Below are 15,672 nucleotides of genomic sequence, written 5' to 3' on the forward strand. Positions count from 1 at the left end.
GGGTAGGCGGGCCCCCGGGCGGACGGCCGATTCGGGTCGGGTCGTCCGTCGTGCGGCGGGGCCGATTCGGGTCGGGCCCCGCCGGGGGTCGTGAGAACCATAGGTCTGGCGTCCCTCACGGCGCCTGCCCCCTGATGGGGGGCACCCGGCCTCCGCCGCCCCCCGGTCACCCTCCGGGGGCGGTCCTCCGCGCCGTCCTCGCCGACCCGCGGTGTCCCCCCGTCCGGGTGGCGCGCCCCGGCGCCCCCGGCCGTCGTCCGACTACGATCTGCCGCAGGCGTCGTCGATCCCGACCGACGGGGCCAGGCAGGTGGCGATGAAGCCCTGCTCAGCCCAACTTGAACGACAGGTGTCGCACATGGCCGACGAGACCCCCCGATGCCAGCCGGTGTGCAGATGCGGCCACGACGAGGCGGCACACGAGCACTACCGGCGCGGCAGCGACTGCAGCCTCTGCGGCGCCGCCGCCTGCGGTCGATATCGGCCCGGACGCTGACGCTCGCGGCTCCCGGACCCCCGATCGAGGGTCGGCACTTCTGCCGACGGCGTGTCCCCCGGACGCTGAGGCGCCGCTCAGGCAGGGCGTGCCCCGGTCAGCCCCTCAGGGTGTGCTCGACAACCACCCGAAATGGGGACGTGTCACCTCGTCGACCGGGCGCGTCGCCCCACGACCGGGAAGTGGCGCCGACGGCCGGACGCGGGGACCGAGCGTCGGCCGAGGTCGACCCGACGTCGTTAGCCTGGTGGCGTCCCGATCCAGCCCCAGGAGGTCACCCGTGCCCCACGGCCCCGGCCAGCGCCGCCGCGCCGAGCGGACCGCCCTCGAGCGCTCCGTCGACGAGGGCCTCCTGATCGTCCGCTCGGCCCTGGTCGTCTCGGCGACGAACCACGTCATCCGCCGCGCCCTGCAGGAGGCGCTGCCCTTCGACGCGGACGTCGCGACCCAGGCGGTCCGTGACGACATGGACCGCCTGGCCGAGCAGCAGCTCGCCGGGGCCGCCCGCGTGCGGCGCCTGCGCCGCCAGACCGGCCGCGCCTACGGCCAGTCGCGGCACCAGTTCGACTACCGCACCGACGACGCCGGGGCGCTGAAGCTCCGCGAGGCGACCGCCAAGGCGCTCGCCGCCGAGCTGACGAGGAGGCGCGACGACGACGCGTTCGTCAGCGGCGTCGTCGAGGCGGCCAGGTCGCGCGCCTGGGACGACGTCGGCAGCACCGTGGTCGACCGGCTCGGCTGGGCGGCGTCGCCCGCGCCGGGCTACGACGACGGGCGGGACGAGCGCATCCGCGGACTCGTCGAGGGCGACCTGGCCGACCTGCTGCGCACGGCCGGTCGCGAGGACGACGCCGGCAGCGGCAGCGGCAGCGGCACCGGCGCCGAGACCGGCACCGGCACCGACCTCAGTCGCGGCTGACCCGCAACGGACCCTTCGCGATCTTGTACGGTGCGGCCTGGGCGACCGGCTTGATCGTCACGAGGTCGAGGTTCACGTGTGCCGGCAGCTCGACCGAGTGCACGATCGACTCCGCGACGTCCTCGGCGACGAGCGGCGCCTCCACCGCCGAGTAGACGGCGTCGGCCCGCGCCTGGTCGCCGCCGAAACGGACCAGCGAGAACTCCTCCGTGTGCACCATCCCCGGCGCGATCTCCACCACCCGTATCGGCTCCCCCGCGAGCTCGAGGCGGAGCACCGCGACGAGCGCGTGCTCGGCGAACTTCGACGCGTTGTACCCGCCGCCGCCCTCGTACGCGACGTGGCCCGCGATGGAGGTGACCGTCACGACGTCCGCGCCGCCCGCCTCCTCGGCGCCTCGCCGCAGCGCCGGCAGCAGCGCCGACACGGCGCGCTTCGTGCCGAGCACGTTGACCTCGAACATGCGCCGCCAGTCGTCGACCGAGCCGTGCTCGACCGAGTCGAGGCCGAAGGCGCCGCCGGCGTTGTTGACCAGCACGTGCAGCGGGCCGGTCTCGTCGACGTGCGCGCGCAGGGCCGCGACGTCGTCGTCGCTCGTGACGTCGGCCCGGAACCAGGTCGCCCCCGTCTCGTCGGCGAGCGCCCGGAGGCGGTCCTCGCGTCGGGCGACCGCGAGCACGTCCCAGCCCCGTGCCCGGAACAGCCGGACCGTCGCCGCGCCGATGCCCGAGCTCGCTCCCGTGACCAGTGCCCGCTTCGCCATGTGCCGTCCTCGTCGTTCGTTCGTTCTCGTCCGTGGTGACCGCCGCGTCCCGCCTGCGGCCGTCGCCCACGCTAGCGCGGCGGACCGACGTCGCCCGTTACGCCGCGAGTCCGAGCCCGTGGACACCCGCCCCGCGCCTCCGTACCGTGGCCCGCAGCCGCACCACCCCCGACCCGGACGAGGAGCACACCATGAGCGCAGAGACGCCCGACTGGAAGTTCGAGACCCAGCAGATCCACGCCGGGGCACGACCCGACCCGACGACCCACGCCAGGGCGACGCCGATCTACAAGACGACCTCGTACGTGTTCCGCGACTCGCAGCACGCGCAGGACCTCTTCGCCCTCGCCGAGAACGGCAACATCTACTCGCGCATCATGAACCCGACCCACGACGTGGTCGAGCAGCGCATCGCCGCGCTCGAGGGCGGCGTCGGCGCGCTGCTCGTCGCGTCCGGCCAGGCCGCGTCGACCTTCGCCGTGCTCAACCTCGCCGAGGCAGGCGACCACATCGTCTCGTCGTCGTCGATCTACGGCGGCACGTACAACCTGTTCCGCTACACGCTCGCCAAGCTCGGCATCGAGACCACCTTCGTCGAGGACCAGGACGACGCCGACGAGTGGCGCCGCGCCGTCCGCCCGAACACGAAGCTCTTCTTCGCCGAGACGATCGGCAACCCGAAGATCAACGTGCTCGACATCGAGAAGGTCGCCGACATCGCCCACGCCGAGGGCGTGCCCCTGATCGTCGACAACACGATCGCGACCCCCTACCTGATCCGCCCGATCGAGCACGGGGCCGACATCGTCGTGCACTCGGCCACGAAGTTCCTCGGCGGGCACGGCACCGTGATCGGCGGCTTCATCGTCGACGGCGGGCGGTTCCCGTGGAGCGCCAACGCCGAGCGGTTCCCCGGGCTCACCCAGCCCGACCCGTCGTACCACGGCGCCGTCTACACGCAGGCGGTGGGCGACGCCCTCGCCTACGTGATCAAGGCCCGTGTCCAGCTGCTCCGCGACCTGGGCGCCTCGAACAGCGCCGACAGCGCCTTCTCGCTGATCCAGGGCATCGAGACGCTGAGCCTCCGCATCGAGCGCCACGTGCAGAACGCCCAGGAGATCGCCGAGTGGCTCGACGCCCGGGACGACGTCGCCGCGGTCTGGTACGCCGGGCTGCCGACCAGCCCCTGGTACGCCGCCGCCAACAAGTACGCGCCGCGCGGCGTCGGCGCCGTGCTGTCGTTCGAGCTCAAGGGCGGCGTGGACGCCGGCCGGGCCCTCGTCGACGGGCTGCGCCTCTTCAGCCACCTCGCGAACATCGGCGACGTGCGGAGCCTCGTCATCCACCCCGCCTCGACGACGCACTCGCAGCTGACCCCCGAGCAGCAGCTCACGACGGGCGTGACCCCCGGGCTCGTCCGGCTCTCGGTCGGCCTCGAGAACGTCGACGACCTGAAGGCCGACCTCGAGGCCGGCTTCGCAGCAGCCCGCGCCGTCACCCAGGAGGCGCTGCGCACCTCCTGAGGTCGCACCGGGGAGGCGCGGCGGACGTAACAAACGGCCCACGCCTCCTCGGGTCGAGCAGGATGGCAGCACATGGACTGGCAGAGCACCCCCGAGGACACCGTCCCGTCGAGCGTCGTGAGCGAGCGCACCCGGCTCGCGATGCTGGCTCGCCCGCCCGTGACAGGGGCCTGGCGTGACGGCGACGACCCGGGCTACCGGTCGTTCGTCGCACTCGACCGGCTCGACCTCGAGAGCGGCACGGCGCTCGACCGCGTCCGCATCGCCTACGAGACCTGGGGCGAGCTCTCCCCCGCCCGCGACAACGCCGTGCTCCTGCTGCACGCGCTCACCGGGGACAGCCACGTCCTGGGGCAGGCCGGCCCCGGCCACCGCACGGCCGGCTGGTGGGGCGGCGTCGTGGGCCCCGGGCTCGCCGTCGACACCGACCGCTGGTTCGTCGTCGCGCCCAACATGCTCGGCGGCTGCCAGGGCAGCACCGGCCCCTCGTCGTTCGGCCCCGACGCCGTCGAGTGGGGCTCGCGGTTCCCGCACCTGACGATCCGCGACCAGGTCGCCGCCCAGGCGGCCTTCTCGGACGAGCTCGGCATCGAGCGGTGGGCCGCCGTCATCGGCGGCTCGATGGGCGGCATGCACGCCCTCGAGTGGGGCGTGACGCACCCCGACCGGGTCGAGCGGCTCGCGGTGCTGGCGGCACCGCCCCTCGCGAGCGCCGACCAGATCGCCCTCAACACGGTGCAGACCGAGGCGATCCGGATGGACTCGGCCTTCGCGGGCGGCGACTTCTACGACGCCGTCGACGGCGAGGGGCCCTGGCGCGGCCTGGCCCTCGCACGCCGCATGGCCCTGCTCAACTACCGATCGCCGGAGGAGCTCGCGGCCCGGTTCGGGCGCGCCTGGCAGAGCGACATCTCTCCCCTGGGCGGCCCCGGCCGGTTCCAGGTCGAGAGCTGGCTCGACTTCCACGGTGCGAAGTTCACGCGCCGCTTCGACGCCGGCAGCTACGTCGCCCTGCTGGGGGCGATGAACTCCCACGACGTCGGCCGAGACCGAGGCGGCGTCGAGGAGGCGCTCGCACGGGTCACGGCGCGCACGCTCGTGCTCGGGGTCGACAGCGACCGGCTCTTCCCCGCCCGCGACCAGCAGGCGATCGCCCGGCGCCTGCCGAACAGCCTCGACGACGGCGAGGCCGTCGTGATCACCAGCGAGTACGGGCACGACGGCTTCCTCATCGAGGACGACGCGGTCGGCCACCACCTCCGGCGCCTGCTGGCCAGCTGACCCGGCTCCCCGCCCGGGCGAGGCGTCCCCTGGCCGGTCCCCCGAACGGCCGACACGTCCCCCGTTCCGCGTCTGCCCGCGACACGAGTGATCCACGTGTCCTCGGCGCGTCGCGCACGCCCGTGCGCCTCACAGGGCCTGCACATGTGGAAACATGAGGGGTCGCTGTCACCCGACAGACACGCACCACGTCGTCGTACCCGTTGGATCACCATGGACATATTCGCCCAGGAACGCGATCGACTCCTGAGCTCCACCACGCGCACCCTGGGCATCGCCTGCGCCGGGGTGTCGCTCGTGGCCCTGGCGTTCCCGGGAGTGACCGAGCCGGCTCACCTCGCCCTCGTGGCCGTGCTCGTGGCCGCTCTCGTCGCGGCCCTGGTCGTCGTCGGCCGGTCGGGCTCGCGCTGGGCCGTGCTCGGCGGCATGGCCGCCGGCCTCGCCGCCACGGTCGTGGCCCTGCTCCCGTTCGGGGCGCCGGCCGACGCTGCCGTCGCGACGGCGGTCATCCCCCTCGCAGGAGGCGCCAACGCGTCGTTCGCCTTCGTCCTGTCCACGAGCCGCATCCGCGTCGTCACCGCCGTCGTCGCGTTCGCCGTCTCCGTCGCGTGCGTCTCGCTCGCCACGGGCTCCGTCCTCACCTTCCCCGTCGCGGCCGTCGTGCTCGGCTGGGTCCTCGTCTTCGTGGTCGGCGTCTGGCTCGGCCGTGCCGTCCCCCTCGCCGCCCGTCGCATCTACAGCATCGGCAACGCGCACCGTGCCGAGCGCCAGGCGAGCGAGACGGAGGCGCAGCGCCGGCAGGGCGCTCGCCTCCTGCACGACACCGTCCTCGCGACCCTCACGCTCCTCGCCCACTCCGGGGTGGGCGTCACCCCCCAGGCGCTGCAGGACCAGGCGGCCGAGGACGCGCGCCTCCTCCGTCACCTCCGCCTCGGCGGGACGCCCCAGCCGCAGGCGTCGGGCGAGTACACCCTCGAGACCGTCGAGGAGTCGCCCCTCGGGCAGACCCTCGAGTCGGTCAAGCAGCGCTTCGGGCGCATGGGCCTCGAGGTGAGCTGGCACGGCACCGGCCAGGTGCTGCTGCCGACGCACGTGCTCGACGCGTTCCTGCTCGCCCTCGCCGAGTGCCTCGAGAACGTGCGGCGCCACGCCGGAGTCACCGAGGCGCACGTGACGATCATCCACGACGACTCCATGGTCCGCGCGATGGTGACCGACGCCGGAGTCGGCTTCGAGCTGAACGGCGTGAGCGAGGAGCGCCTCGGCTTCAAGGAGTCCGTCGTCGGCCGCCTGCGCGAGGTGGGCGGCAGCGCCCGGCTCTTCTCGTCGCCGGGCTCCGGCACCACCGTCGTCCTGGAGGCGCCCCGATGAGCATCGACGAGAACACCCTCGGGGTGCAGCGCGGCCGCCGGGCCGCCCGCGGCCTGCCGATCGGCTCGACGGGGGCGCGGTCCCTGCGCCAGGCCCGTGCCGCCGGCGCGACCCTCGGCACCGGCTACCTGGGACTCGGCGCCGCCGTGGTCGCCGCGGTGCAGGCCGTGTACGGCCTGGTCTTCTTCCTCAGCCACCTGAGCGACTACCCCATGGTCGCGCCGGCGCTCGTGGCCTGGCTGCTCTACATCGCCGCCTTCGTCGGCACGGCGGCCCTCGTCACGATCCGGGGCGAGCGCCTCACCGGCGGGGTCTTCGCCGTCATCGGCGGCATCATGGTCGTCGTCGTCGCCCTCGACTTCGTCGCGATCTGGCCGCTGCACGACGTGGGCGCCTACGCGACGGCCAGCGTCGCGGTCGGGTTCGGCCTGCTGCCCGTCGTGACGCTGAGACCGGCCCGCGAGATCGTCGTCGCCGTCGCCGTCCTCCTCGTCGGCTTCGTCGCCATGGTCGTGGCGTCGACCCCCTCACCGCCGACTCCGTGCCCCAGCAGATCTCGATCGTCGCGCTCGCCGTGCTGCCGGGCGCCGTCGCCGTCTCGGTGGTGCAGCGGTTCCGACGGATGGTGCAGGTCGAGCTCGACCGCGTGCTGGTCCAGAGCAACGTCTCGCAGCCCCGCTTCGCGGTGGGGATGCTCGCCAGCGACGAGCTCGCCCGCCTCGACCTCGCCGCCGAGAAGCTGCTCGACGGCGTCGCGGGCGGCGACGTGCCGCTCCCCCTCGCGCCCAAGGTGGCCTCGCAGGCCGCGTCGCTCGCGACCGAGCTGCGGCTGCACCTCATCGAGGGCCGCCGCGAGACCTGGCTGCACCACGCCGTCACCGAGTCCGAGTACCTCGGGCGCTCGGTGACGCTCGTCGACCCGTCGTCGCTCGCCGGGCTGCTGGCGCCGCCGCAGCGCGACGGACTCCTGCAGGCCGTGTGGCTCCTCCTCGGCGACTCGAAGACGAGGGCGCCGAGCGCGGCGATCACGCTGACCCTCGGCCCCGTGGCCGCCGTCACCCAGTCCATCGCCTCGCTGGCCGGCCGCAGCGTCGAGGTCCCGATCGTCCTCTCGACGACCGGCATCCGGCGCAACCGGGTCACCCCCGCGACGTGGAGCGCCCTCGAGCGCGTGGGCGAGTACTCGGCCTCGACCCACGAGTCGAGCCTCCGCCTGCGCATCCACTGCATCGTCGACAACCCCGCCGAGTCGTGACCGCCCGCGACAGGGCTGTCTGCACCTCGATCCGTCCGTCTAGCATGGACACCACCTCCTCAGAAAGAAGGACCGCCCCGTGACGACACCCGACGACCGCATCCGTCTGGCCCTGGTCGACGACCACAAGATGCTCCTCGGCGCCCTGAGCGAGTGGATCCGGGGCGCAGCCAGCGACATCTCGATGGTCGCCGCCGTCGCGTCCTGGCCCGAGCTGCTCACCCACCCCGAGTTCCCCGTCGACGTCGTGCTGCTCGACCTCGACCTCAAGGACAACATCCCGATCTCGCTCAAGATCAACACCCTCAAGACGACCGGCGTGAAGACGGTGCTGATGAGCACCTACTCCGAGCCCAACGTCGTCCGCGAGGCCCTCGCCGCCGGGGCCCTCGGCTACCTCGTCAAGAGCGAGGACGCCGAGATGATCGTCGAGGCGATCCGGGCCGCCGCCAAGGGCGAGTCGTACATCTCGGCCGAGCTCGACCTCGCGCTCAACGCCGCCGAGATCGGCGGGGTGCCGAAGCTCAGTGCGCAGGAGCGCCGCGTCATGGCCCTCTACGGCGGTGGCGAGCCCGTCAAGGCCGTCGCCTACCAGCTCGGCATCAGCGAGGAGACGGCGAAGAGCTATCTCAAGCGCATCCGCGAGAAGTATCGCGTGGCCGGCTACGACGTCGGCACCAAGGTGGCCCTGCGGAAGCGCGCCATCACGGACGGCATCCTGCTGCAGACCGACATGCCGGCGCAGACGAGCTTCTAGCCCTGCTCGGCGGCGGCCGCGGCCGGGCGTTGCCCGCCGGTGCCGCCGCTCGCGAGGTACGCGGGAAGGGACGAGATCACCGGGGGCCCCCGGGCATCTCGTCCCTTGTCGCGTACAACCCGCTCGAGCGGTGCTGCTAGCGCCCCTGCACCACGAACACGGACCCCGTGTCGGTGTCCTCCTTGTGGTCTGCCTCGCTGGCGGCGGCGCAGAGCGCGGCCTGGCGGGCGTCGCCCGACTTCTGCAGCCGGAAGCTGATCACGGTGAGCACGACGCCCACGAGCGCGAGGGCCACGCCGACCCAGCCGGGGGCGGCGAAGCCGAAGCCCGCGGCGATGACGGCACCGCCGAGGTAGGCACCCGCGCTGTTGCCGAGGTTCATCGACGAGTGGTTCAGGGCGGCGCCGATCACCTGGCTCTCGCCGGCGACCTCCATCAGGCGCGACTGGACCGACGGCCCGATCATCGAACTGACGAGCCCGAGGAAGAACGTGGTCACGAAGATGCCCACGATGCCGTCGACGAGCAACGCGTACGCCACGAGTGCGGTGATCAGCCCGATGAACCCGACCGTCAGCGCGGCCTTGAGGTTCTTGTCGCTGGCCCAGCCGCCGATCACGTTGCCGATCGTCATGCCCACGCCGACCCCGACGAGCACCCACGGCACGACGCCCTCGTCGACCCCCGTGCCCTCGGTCACCGCGTTGGCGATGTAGCTGTAGACGGCGAAGAAGCCGCCGAAGCCGATGGCGCCGATGCCCATCACGAGCCACACCTGCGGCTTCCCGAACGCGCTGAGCTCGCGGCGCATCGAGGCGGACGAGTCGCCCTCCATCCGCGGCACGGCGAGCCAGACGGCGACGAAGGTGAGCGCGAAGATCGCGGCGACGGCGAGGTAGGCGGCGCGCCAGCCCTGCGCCTGTCCGAGCGCGGTGATGGACGGGACGCCGATCACGTTCGCGATCGTCAGCCCGCTGAGCACGAGGGCGACGCCCTTGCCCCGGTTGCCGGGGCCCATGATGGTGGCCGCCACGATGGAGGCGATGCCGAAGTAGGCGCCGTGCGGCAGGCCGGCGAAGAACCGCGCCCCGAGCACCCAGCCGAACGTCGGCAGCACCGCCGACAGCACCGTGCCCACGACGAACAGGGCCAGGAGCCCCATCAGCAGCTTCTTCTTCGGCAGGTGCGACGACATCGCCGCGATCGTCGGGGCCCCGACGACGACGCCGAGCGCGTAGGCGCTGACGAGCCAGCCCGCCTGGGCGATGCCCTGGTCCGACGACTGCGCGTAGAGGCCGGGCAGTAGATCTTGCGCGATGTTCGGCAGCAGGCCCATGGCGACGAACTCGGTCGAGCCGATGCCGAACCCGCCGAGCGCGAGGGCGATCAGGGCGAGGGTCTTGCGGCGAGTGGTGAGGACGATCACGGGCGGCTGCCTTCGAGGTCGGAGGGGCGGGCTGGGATCCAGGGACTCTCCGTCGAGCTGGCTGGTGCGCGACGGGCACGAGGCCCGTCCGTCGGGAGCCTGTCGTTCGAATCGATTCGACAGCTCCGCGGCGATCTTACCGCCTGGCAGGCACGAAGAGCGAGGGCTCAGCCCTGCTCGCCCAGCGCCCGCTCGAGCCGCTCGACCTTGCCGTCGAGCTCGCCCGTGCGGCCGGGGCGGATGTCGGCCTTCAGCACCAGCGAGACACGCGTGCCGTACCGGCCCACCGCCTCCGTCGCTCGCTTGACGACGTCCATGACCTCGTCCCACTCCCCCTCGATCTCGGTGAACATCGAGGAGGTGCGGTTCGGCAGCCCGGACGCGCGTACCACCGCGACCGCCGCGGCCACCGCCTCGTGCACCGAGTCGCCGTGCGCCTGGGGGTCGAGCGATCCGGCGGACGGGCCGCCGCTGGGAGAGACGGAGAAGGCGACGATCATGCGGTCATCCTCGCACCGTCGCGGCCGGGACGGCACCCTGCGCCCTTCCCCCGTGACCTGAGACAGATGTGCACGTCCGAGGCCGGTCCGGCTCAGTCTGCGGGCCTCGCGCGAGCAGATCTGTCCCGCTCCGCGGCAGCTGCGGTCCCGTGGACACCTCGGACGGTACCGCCGGTCGGGAAATGCCGACCGGAGAGCCACCTATACGTGGATATCCGGGTGCTGCGACGCGCCCCCGCGTCGATCTGTCGGGTTCTGCGGCGTCCTGGCTGCCTGAGCTGAGCTCTCGGCCCGCGCCGCCGGCCGACGGGACCCGGCCCGCCACAGCTGCACCAGTGCGACGACCAACAGCACCACCTCGCCGAGGTTCCGCACCGTGATCAGCACGAGCATCCAGGGTTCGACGCCGAGCAGGGCCTGGTACTCCCACGGGTAGATCACCTGCGTCAGCGCGGCGATCCCCACGGCCAGCGCGGCGGGCACAGCGGCCGACGGCCCCCCGCGGCGGGAGAGCACGAGCCAGAGCACCACCGGCGGCGCGAGCCAGGAGACGAACTGCGGCGAGCCGACCTTGTTCGTGACGATGAGGGCCGTGACGAAGGCCAGCGACAGGGGCGCGAGGAGGTGCGCCGCCGACGCGCCGCGCCTCACGGCCCGCAGCCCCAGCAGCAGCACGAGCAGCACGACGAGCGCCATCAGCACGGTCGTGAGGCGGGCCGCGGTGCCCACCCCGTCGCCCTCCACCTGGTAGGTGAGGATCTGGTGGTCGTAGTAGACGAAGGCCCCCGGCATCCCGGCGGCGGCCCGCCAGAGCCACGCGGTGGCGGTGGGCGACTCCACCTGCAGCCCGCGGCCGGCCTGCTCCCCCACGAAGCCGAGCACGGTGGCCCCGCTGCCGAGCACGAGCGAGATCGCGACGACGGTGACGGTCGTCGCGACGGCGCCCACGACGACGTCGCGCCGGGCACGACCCCGCAGGGCGACGACGGCCGCGACGACGAGGGCCGCCGGCCACACCTTGATCCACGCGGCGACCGTCAGCAGCACGGACGCGGCCAGCGGCCGGGACGAGAGCAGCAACAGCCCGACGATCGCGAACGGCACGGTGACCGCGTCGATGCGCCCGACGGCGATCGGCCCGAGCGCGAGCAGGAACAGCAGCCACCACCAGGCCGCCCCGACGTGGCCGTGCGCGCGAGTCCCGCGACGCAGCCCCCCGGTCAGCACCGCGAACGCCCCCGCGTCCAGCAGCAGCACGATCGTCAGCCACGCCTGCCCGTAGTGGGCGTCGCCGCCGACGCGGGCGAGCAGCATCGGCACGGCGGCGAGCAGCGGGTAGACCCACGGGCGGTCCACGCCCACCCAGTCGCCGCCTCCCACGCCCTGCTGCATCCAGGTACGGTAGACGCTCCACACGTCGCCCATCGGCTGGTTCGGCCCGGTGAGCGCCGCGTGGCCGACGACGAGGTGGACGAGCACGAAGGCCGACCACAGCACGGCGGGGTGAGCCGCGACGCGCGCAGGCAGGCGGCGGGAGGCGCCGTCCGCGCCGGGTGCACGAGGAGGCGCGGCGACGGTCATGCGGGCAAGGCTAGCCGTCCGGCGTCACACGAGGCCTCGGTGCCGCCGCGCGGGACCGCGGACGGATATCCTGCCCCTCATGCCCCGCACCCGTCTCCGTCTCGCGGCCGCCGCCGTCTCCGTCGCCGCCGTCGTCGCCTCCTTGTCGGCCTGCGCCCCCACGTCCGGCTCGGGCGGGTCCGGCGACGGCCTCGTCACCGAGGGCAAGCTGACCGTCGCGACCGGCGAGCCGGCCTACAGCCCCTGGGTCGAGGACGACGACCCGACGACCGGCGAGGGCTTCGAGGCCGCGCTCGCCTACGCCGTGGCCGACCAGCTCGGCTACGCGGAGGACGACGTCGTCTGGGTGCGCTCCACCTTCGACGAGGCGATCGCGCCCGGCCCCAAGACGTTCGACCTGAACCTGCAGCAGTTCTCGATCACCGAGCAGCGCGCGAAGGCCGTCGACTTCTCGTCGCCGTACTACGAGACGCGCCAGGCAGTCGTCACCCTGCCCGGCAGCGCGGCCGAGGGCGCGACGAGCGTCGCCGACCTGCAGGGCCTCGCCATCGGCGCCCAGAGCGGCACGACCAGCTTCACCGCGGCCGAGAAGGTCATCGACCCCGAGGGCGGCGTGCAGGCCTACAACTCGAACGACGACGCCAAGGCGGCGCTCGAGGCCGGCCAGGTCGACGCGATCGTGCTCGACGTGCCGACCGCCACCTACTTCGTCGAGGGCGGCGTCGTGCTCGGCCAGCTCGCCGCCGAGGACGGCGCGAGCGACGAACTCGGCATCGTGCTCCCGCTCGGCAGCGCGCTCACCGGCGACGTCACCGACGCGGTCGACGCCCTGCGCGCCGACGGCACCCTCGACCAGCTGCAGCAGGAGTGGCTGGCCGACTACGACGTGCCGGAGCTCTCGTAGCCCGCTCAGCGCTCGCGGTCGACGCCCACCCCGTCAGCGACCTCGAGCTCGGCCGTCGCGCCTTCCGGCGCCGCCAGTCGGGGCGCTCGATCGCGATCGCCGCCGTCAGCACGATCGCCTTCGCGGCCCTGGCCTGGTGGGCCGTCACGAGCACGCCCGGCTGGGACAGGGTGCGTTTCAGCTTCTTCGACGGTCCCACCCTCGTCGCGGCCTGGCCGCGAGTGCTCGAGGGCCTCTGGCTGAACGTGCGGGTGCTCGTCGTGGCGCTGGTCGGCGTCGCCGTGCTCGCGACGCTGCTCTCGGCCCTCCGCACGCTGCGCGGCCCCGTCTTCTTCCCGGTGCGAGCCCTCGTGCGCGGCTACACGGACCTGTTCCGCGGGCTGCCGCTGATCATCGTGCTCTACCTCGTCGGCTTCGGCGTGCCGGGGCTCGGCCTCGGCATCCCCAGGCTGCCCGCCGAGGTCTGGGGCACGGTCGCGCTCGTGCTCACCTACTCGGCCTACGTCAGCGAGGTCATCCGCGCCGGGCTCGACGCCGTGCACCCGTCCCAACGGCTGGCCGCCCGCTCGCTCGGCCTCAGCCACGCCGCGACGCTGCGGCTCGTCGTCTTTCCCCAGGCCATCCGCAAGGTCACGCCGGCCCTGATGAACGACGTCGTCTCGATGCAGAAGGACGTCGGGCTGATCTCGGTGCTCGGCGCGGTCGACGCCGTGCGCGCCGCCCAGATCGAGACCGCGACGGCCGCGAACTTCACGCCCTACGTGCTCGCCGGGCTGCTCTTCGTGCTGCTGGCCCTGCCGACGGTCTGGCTGACCGACTGGCTGTCGGCGCGCCTCCGTCGGCGCGAACAGGCCGGGAGCGTCGTGTGAACGAGCAGGACCAGAGCAAGGGCCACGGCCAGGCCGACCTGACCGCAGGAGGCGCGGCGCAGTCCGCCGAGGTCGTCCTGCGCCTCGAGGGCGTGCGGAAGTCGTTCGGCGGCACGACCGTGCTCGACGGCATCGACCTCGACGTGGCGCGCGACGAGGTCGTCGCCCTGATCGGCGCGAGCGGCTCGGGCAAGTCGACGCTGCTGCGCACGGTGAACCTGCTCGAGCAGGTCGACGACGGGCGCATCGTGCTCGGCGGCGAGGACATCACCGATCCCCGGGTCCGGGTCGACGCGGTCCGGGCGCGCATCGGCGTCGTGTTCCAGCACTACAACCTGTTCCCGCACCTCACGGTCCTCGACAACGTCTCGCTGGCCAGCCGACACGTGCTGCGGCGCCCCCGGGCCGAGGCCGAGGCGCGGGCCCTCGAGCTGCTCGAGCGTGTCGGGCTCGGCGACAAGGCCCGCGCCTACCCCGACCGCCTGTCGGGCGGCCAGCAGCAGCGCGTCGCGATCGCGCGGGCCCTCGCCCCGAGGCCCGCCGTGCTGCTGCTCGACGAGGTGACGAGCGCCCTCGACCCCGAGCTCGTGGGCGAGGTGCTCGACCTCGTCCGCACACTCAAGGAGGTGGGGACCACCATCCTGATGGCGACCCACGAGATGGCCTTCGCCCGCGACGTCGCGGATCGGGTGGTGTTCCTCGACGCCGGCCGCATCGCCGAGCAGGGGCCGCCGGCCCAGCTCTTCGGGTCGCCGCGCACCGAGCGGGCGAGGGAGTTCCTCGCCCGCGTCTCGGGCTGAGGCGCCGGCGCCCCTCCTGGGGACCGCCGGCGCCCCGCGTCCGCCCTCAGCGGCGCCGGCGCTTGCTGTACACGTCGAACGCGACGGCGAGCAGCAGCACGAGCCCCTTGATGACCTGCTGCCACGCGGCGTCCACCGAGAGGATCGACAGACCTTGGTTGAGCACGCCCATCACGAGACCCCCGATCACGGCCCCGACGACGGTGCCGATGCCTCCCTGGACCGCGGCACCGCCGATGAAGACGGCCGCGATCGCGTCGAGCTCGAAGCTCTGCCCCGCCGACGCGACGGCGCTGCCGGCGCGGGCGGTGCTCACGACGCCGGCGAGCCCGGCGAGCAGGCCCATGTTGACGAAGATGCCGAAGGTGACCCACTTCGTCTTCACGCCCGACATCATCGCCGCGTAGAGGTTGCCGCCCATCGCGTACACGTGACGGCCGAAGACGGTGCGCGTCAGCAGGAACGAGTAGAGCAGCACGAGCGTCGCGAGGATGATCAGGATGATCGGCGTCCCCCGGTTGTAAGCCAGCAGGTAGCAGAGGTACATGATCGCGGCGACGGCGATGGCGATCTTGAGCACGAACGAGACCGCCCGCTCGCGGGGCAGCTCGAGGCGCCGCAGGTTCGCCCTGGCCCGCAGCTGCTGGGCGACGAGGCCCGCCGAGGCGAGCAGGCCGATGCCCAGCGTGAACAGGTCGGGCTGGCCGGTCGTCGGCAGCGTGCCCGAGCCGATCGAGTTGAACGCCCTCGGCAGCCCGCTGATGGTGCCGCCCGTGAGCAGCACGAGGGCCACGCCGCGGAACACGAGCATGCCCGCGAGGGTGACGATGAACGCCGGGATGCCGACGAAGGCGATCCAGAAGCCCTGCCACGCCCCGATCAGCGCGCCGACGAGCAGCGACAGCGCGACGGCGACGCCCCAGGGCAGCCCCCAGTCGTTCATGGCCAGCGCCGCGACCGCGCCCACCGTCGCGACGACCGAGCCGACCGAGAGGTCGATGTGCCCGGCGATGATCACGATCACCATGCCGATCGCGAGGATCAGCACGTAGGCGTTCTGCTGGATCAGGTTGCTGACGTTGCCGGGGTAGAGCAGTCGCCCCTCGGTCAGCACCTGGAACAACAGCACGATGACGAGCAGGGCGGCGAGGATGCCGTACTGCCGCATGTCGATGCGCAGGCGGCGCTTGGAGCCCGGCATCGGCCCGGACGCAGGAGGCGGTGCGG

At 73.1% G+C, this 15,672-nt stretch carries 14 protein-coding genes; 9 read left to right on the forward strand and 5 right to left on the reverse strand.

Annotated features, from left to right (window positions below; all coding sequences use genetic code 11):
• Nucleotides 1-776 precede the first annotated feature (776 nt).
• Nucleotides 777-1,415 carry a hypothetical protein gene (locus tag EDF20_RS03410; protein ID WP_133737702.1) on the forward strand — a complete coding sequence of 213 codons (639 nt, stop codon included), beginning with the start codon at nt 777-779 and terminating at the stop codon, nt 1,413-1,415.
• Here EDF20_RS03410 and EDF20_RS03415 read toward each other — a convergent pair.
• A complete protein-coding gene (locus tag EDF20_RS03415; RefSeq protein ID WP_133737703.1) occupies nt 1,402-2,178 on the reverse strand; it encodes an SDR family oxidoreductase in 777 nt (258 codons plus the stop codon). The two genes, EDF20_RS03410 and EDF20_RS03415, sit on opposite strands and share 14 nt — an antisense overlap.
• 191 nt (nt 2,179-2,369) lie before the next feature.
• Here EDF20_RS03415 and EDF20_RS03420 point away from each other — a divergent pair, with 191 nt between their 5' ends.
• The 5 genes from EDF20_RS03420 to EDF20_RS03440 all read left to right on the forward strand — a co-directional run bounded on the left by EDF20_RS03420 (nt 2,370) and on the right by EDF20_RS03440 (nt 8,365).
• Nucleotides 2,370-3,701: a bifunctional o-acetylhomoserine/o-acetylserine sulfhydrylase gene (locus EDF20_RS03420; protein WP_133737704.1), complete on the forward strand. Its 1,332-nt coding sequence runs from the start codon at nt 2,370-2,372 to the stop codon at nt 3,699-3,701.
• 72 nt (nt 3,702-3,773) lie between these two features.
• On the forward strand, nt 3,774-4,982 hold the full coding sequence (locus tag EDF20_RS03425) for a homoserine O-acetyltransferase (protein WP_133737705.1): 1,209 nt from the start codon (nt 3,774-3,776) through the stop codon (nt 4,980-4,982).
• A 213-nt stretch (nt 4,983-5,195) separates the two neighbouring features.
• The gene (locus EDF20_RS03430) at nt 5,196-6,353 is read left to right on the forward strand and encodes a histidine kinase (protein ID WP_133737706.1); all 1,158 of its coding nucleotides are present in this window, start codon (nt 5,196-5,198) and stop codon (nt 6,351-6,353) included.
• 541 nt (nt 6,354-6,894) lie between these two features.
• A complete protein-coding gene (locus EDF20_RS16000; protein ID WP_243833354.1) occupies nt 6,895-7,608 on the forward strand; it encodes a hypothetical protein in 714 nt (237 codons plus the stop codon).
• A gap of 79 nt (nt 7,609-7,687) precedes the next feature.
• Nucleotides 7,688-8,365, forward strand: coding sequence for a response regulator transcription factor (locus EDF20_RS03440; RefSeq protein ID WP_123546384.1), 678 nt, complete (start codon nt 7,688-7,690; stop codon nt 8,363-8,365).
• 136 nt (nt 8,366-8,501) lie between these two features.
• Here the strand turns inward: EDF20_RS03440 and EDF20_RS03445 are convergent, their stop codons facing one another.
• The 3 genes from EDF20_RS03445 to EDF20_RS03455 all read right to left on the reverse strand — a co-directional run bounded on the left by EDF20_RS03445 (nt 8,502) and on the right by EDF20_RS03455 (nt 11,872).
• The gene (locus EDF20_RS03445; RefSeq protein ID WP_243833355.1) at nt 8,502-9,791 is read right to left on the reverse strand and encodes an MFS transporter; all 1,290 of its coding nucleotides are present in this window, start codon (nt 9,789-9,791) and stop codon (nt 8,502-8,504) included.
• Between the two features lie 167 nt (nt 9,792-9,958).
• Nucleotides 9,959-10,291, reverse strand: coding sequence for a thiamine-binding protein (locus tag EDF20_RS03450; RefSeq protein WP_133737707.1), 333 nt, complete (start codon nt 10,289-10,291; stop codon nt 9,959-9,961).
• Between the two features lie 201 nt (nt 10,292-10,492).
• The gene (locus EDF20_RS03455; protein ID WP_133737708.1) at nt 10,493-11,872 is read right to left on the reverse strand and encodes a glycosyltransferase 87 family protein; all 1,380 of its coding nucleotides are present in this window, start codon (nt 11,870-11,872) and stop codon (nt 10,493-10,495) included.
• A 79-nt stretch (nt 11,873-11,951) separates the two neighbouring features.
• On the opposite strand from EDF20_RS03455, the gene EDF20_RS03460 reads away from it, so the two are divergent.
• Genes EDF20_RS03460 through EDF20_RS03470 form a run of 3 tightly spaced genes read left to right on the forward strand, consistent with a single transcriptional unit; the run spans nt 11,952 to nt 14,445 of the window.
• Nucleotides 11,952-12,776, forward strand: a complete 825-nt coding sequence (locus tag EDF20_RS03460) for an ABC transporter substrate-binding protein (protein ID WP_133737709.1) — start codon at nt 11,952-11,954, stop codon at nt 12,774-12,776.
• Nucleotides 12,740-13,645 carry an amino acid ABC transporter permease gene (locus EDF20_RS03465; protein WP_133737710.1) on the forward strand — a complete coding sequence of 302 codons (906 nt, stop codon included), beginning with the start codon at nt 12,740-12,742 and terminating at the stop codon, nt 13,643-13,645. The genes EDF20_RS03460 and EDF20_RS03465 overlap by 37 nt, the downstream gene beginning before the upstream one ends.
• Nucleotides 13,646-13,683: 38 nt before the next feature.
• On the forward strand, nt 13,684-14,445 hold the full coding sequence (locus tag EDF20_RS03470; RefSeq protein WP_123547266.1) for an amino acid ABC transporter ATP-binding protein: 762 nt from the start codon (nt 13,684-13,686) through the stop codon (nt 14,443-14,445).
• Nucleotides 14,446-14,491: 46 nt separating this feature from the next.
• Here the strand turns inward: EDF20_RS03470 and mmsB are convergent, their stop codons facing one another.
• Complete coding sequence (mmsB, locus tag EDF20_RS03475; protein ID WP_123546390.1) at nt 14,492-15,646, reverse strand: multiple monosaccharide ABC transporter permease; 1,155 nt, start codon at nt 15,644-15,646, stop codon at nt 14,492-14,494.
• Nucleotides 15,647-15,672: the final 26 nt, after the last annotated feature.

It is taken from the genome of Frigoribacterium sp. PhB116 (assembly GCF_004364285.1).
Classification (GTDB): domain Bacteria; phylum Actinomycetota; class Actinomycetes; order Actinomycetales; family Microbacteriaceae; genus Frigoribacterium.

Coding starts and splice junctions, on each gene's coding strand:
- EDF20_RS03415 (WP_133737703.1), bottom strand. CDS start 2,178: ATGGCGAAGCGGGCACTGGTCACGGGAGCGAGCTCGGGCATCGGCGCG.
- EDF20_RS03420 (WP_133737704.1), top strand. CDS start 2,370: ATGAGCGCAGAGACGCCCGACTGGAAGTTCGAGACCCAGCAGATCCAC.
- EDF20_RS03425 (WP_133737705.1), top strand. CDS start 3,774: ATGGACTGGCAGAGCACCCCCGAGGACACCGTCCCGTCGAGCGTCGTG.
- EDF20_RS03430 (WP_133737706.1), top strand. CDS start 5,196: ATGGACATATTCGCCCAGGAACGCGATCGACTCCTGAGCTCCACCACG.
- EDF20_RS03450 (WP_133737707.1), bottom strand. CDS start 10,291: ATGATCGTCGCCTTCTCCGTCTCTCCCAGCGGCGGCCCGTCCGCCGGA.
- EDF20_RS03455 (WP_133737708.1), bottom strand. CDS start 11,872: ATGACCGTCGCCGCGCCTCCTCGTGCACCCGGCGCGGACGGCGCCTCC.
- EDF20_RS03460 (WP_133737709.1), top strand. CDS start 11,952: ATGCCCCGCACCCGTCTCCGTCTCGCGGCCGCCGCCGTCTCCGTCGCC.
- mmsB (WP_123546390.1), bottom strand. CDS start 15,646: ATGCCGGGCTCCAAGCGCCGCCTGCGCATCGACATGCGGCAGTACGGC.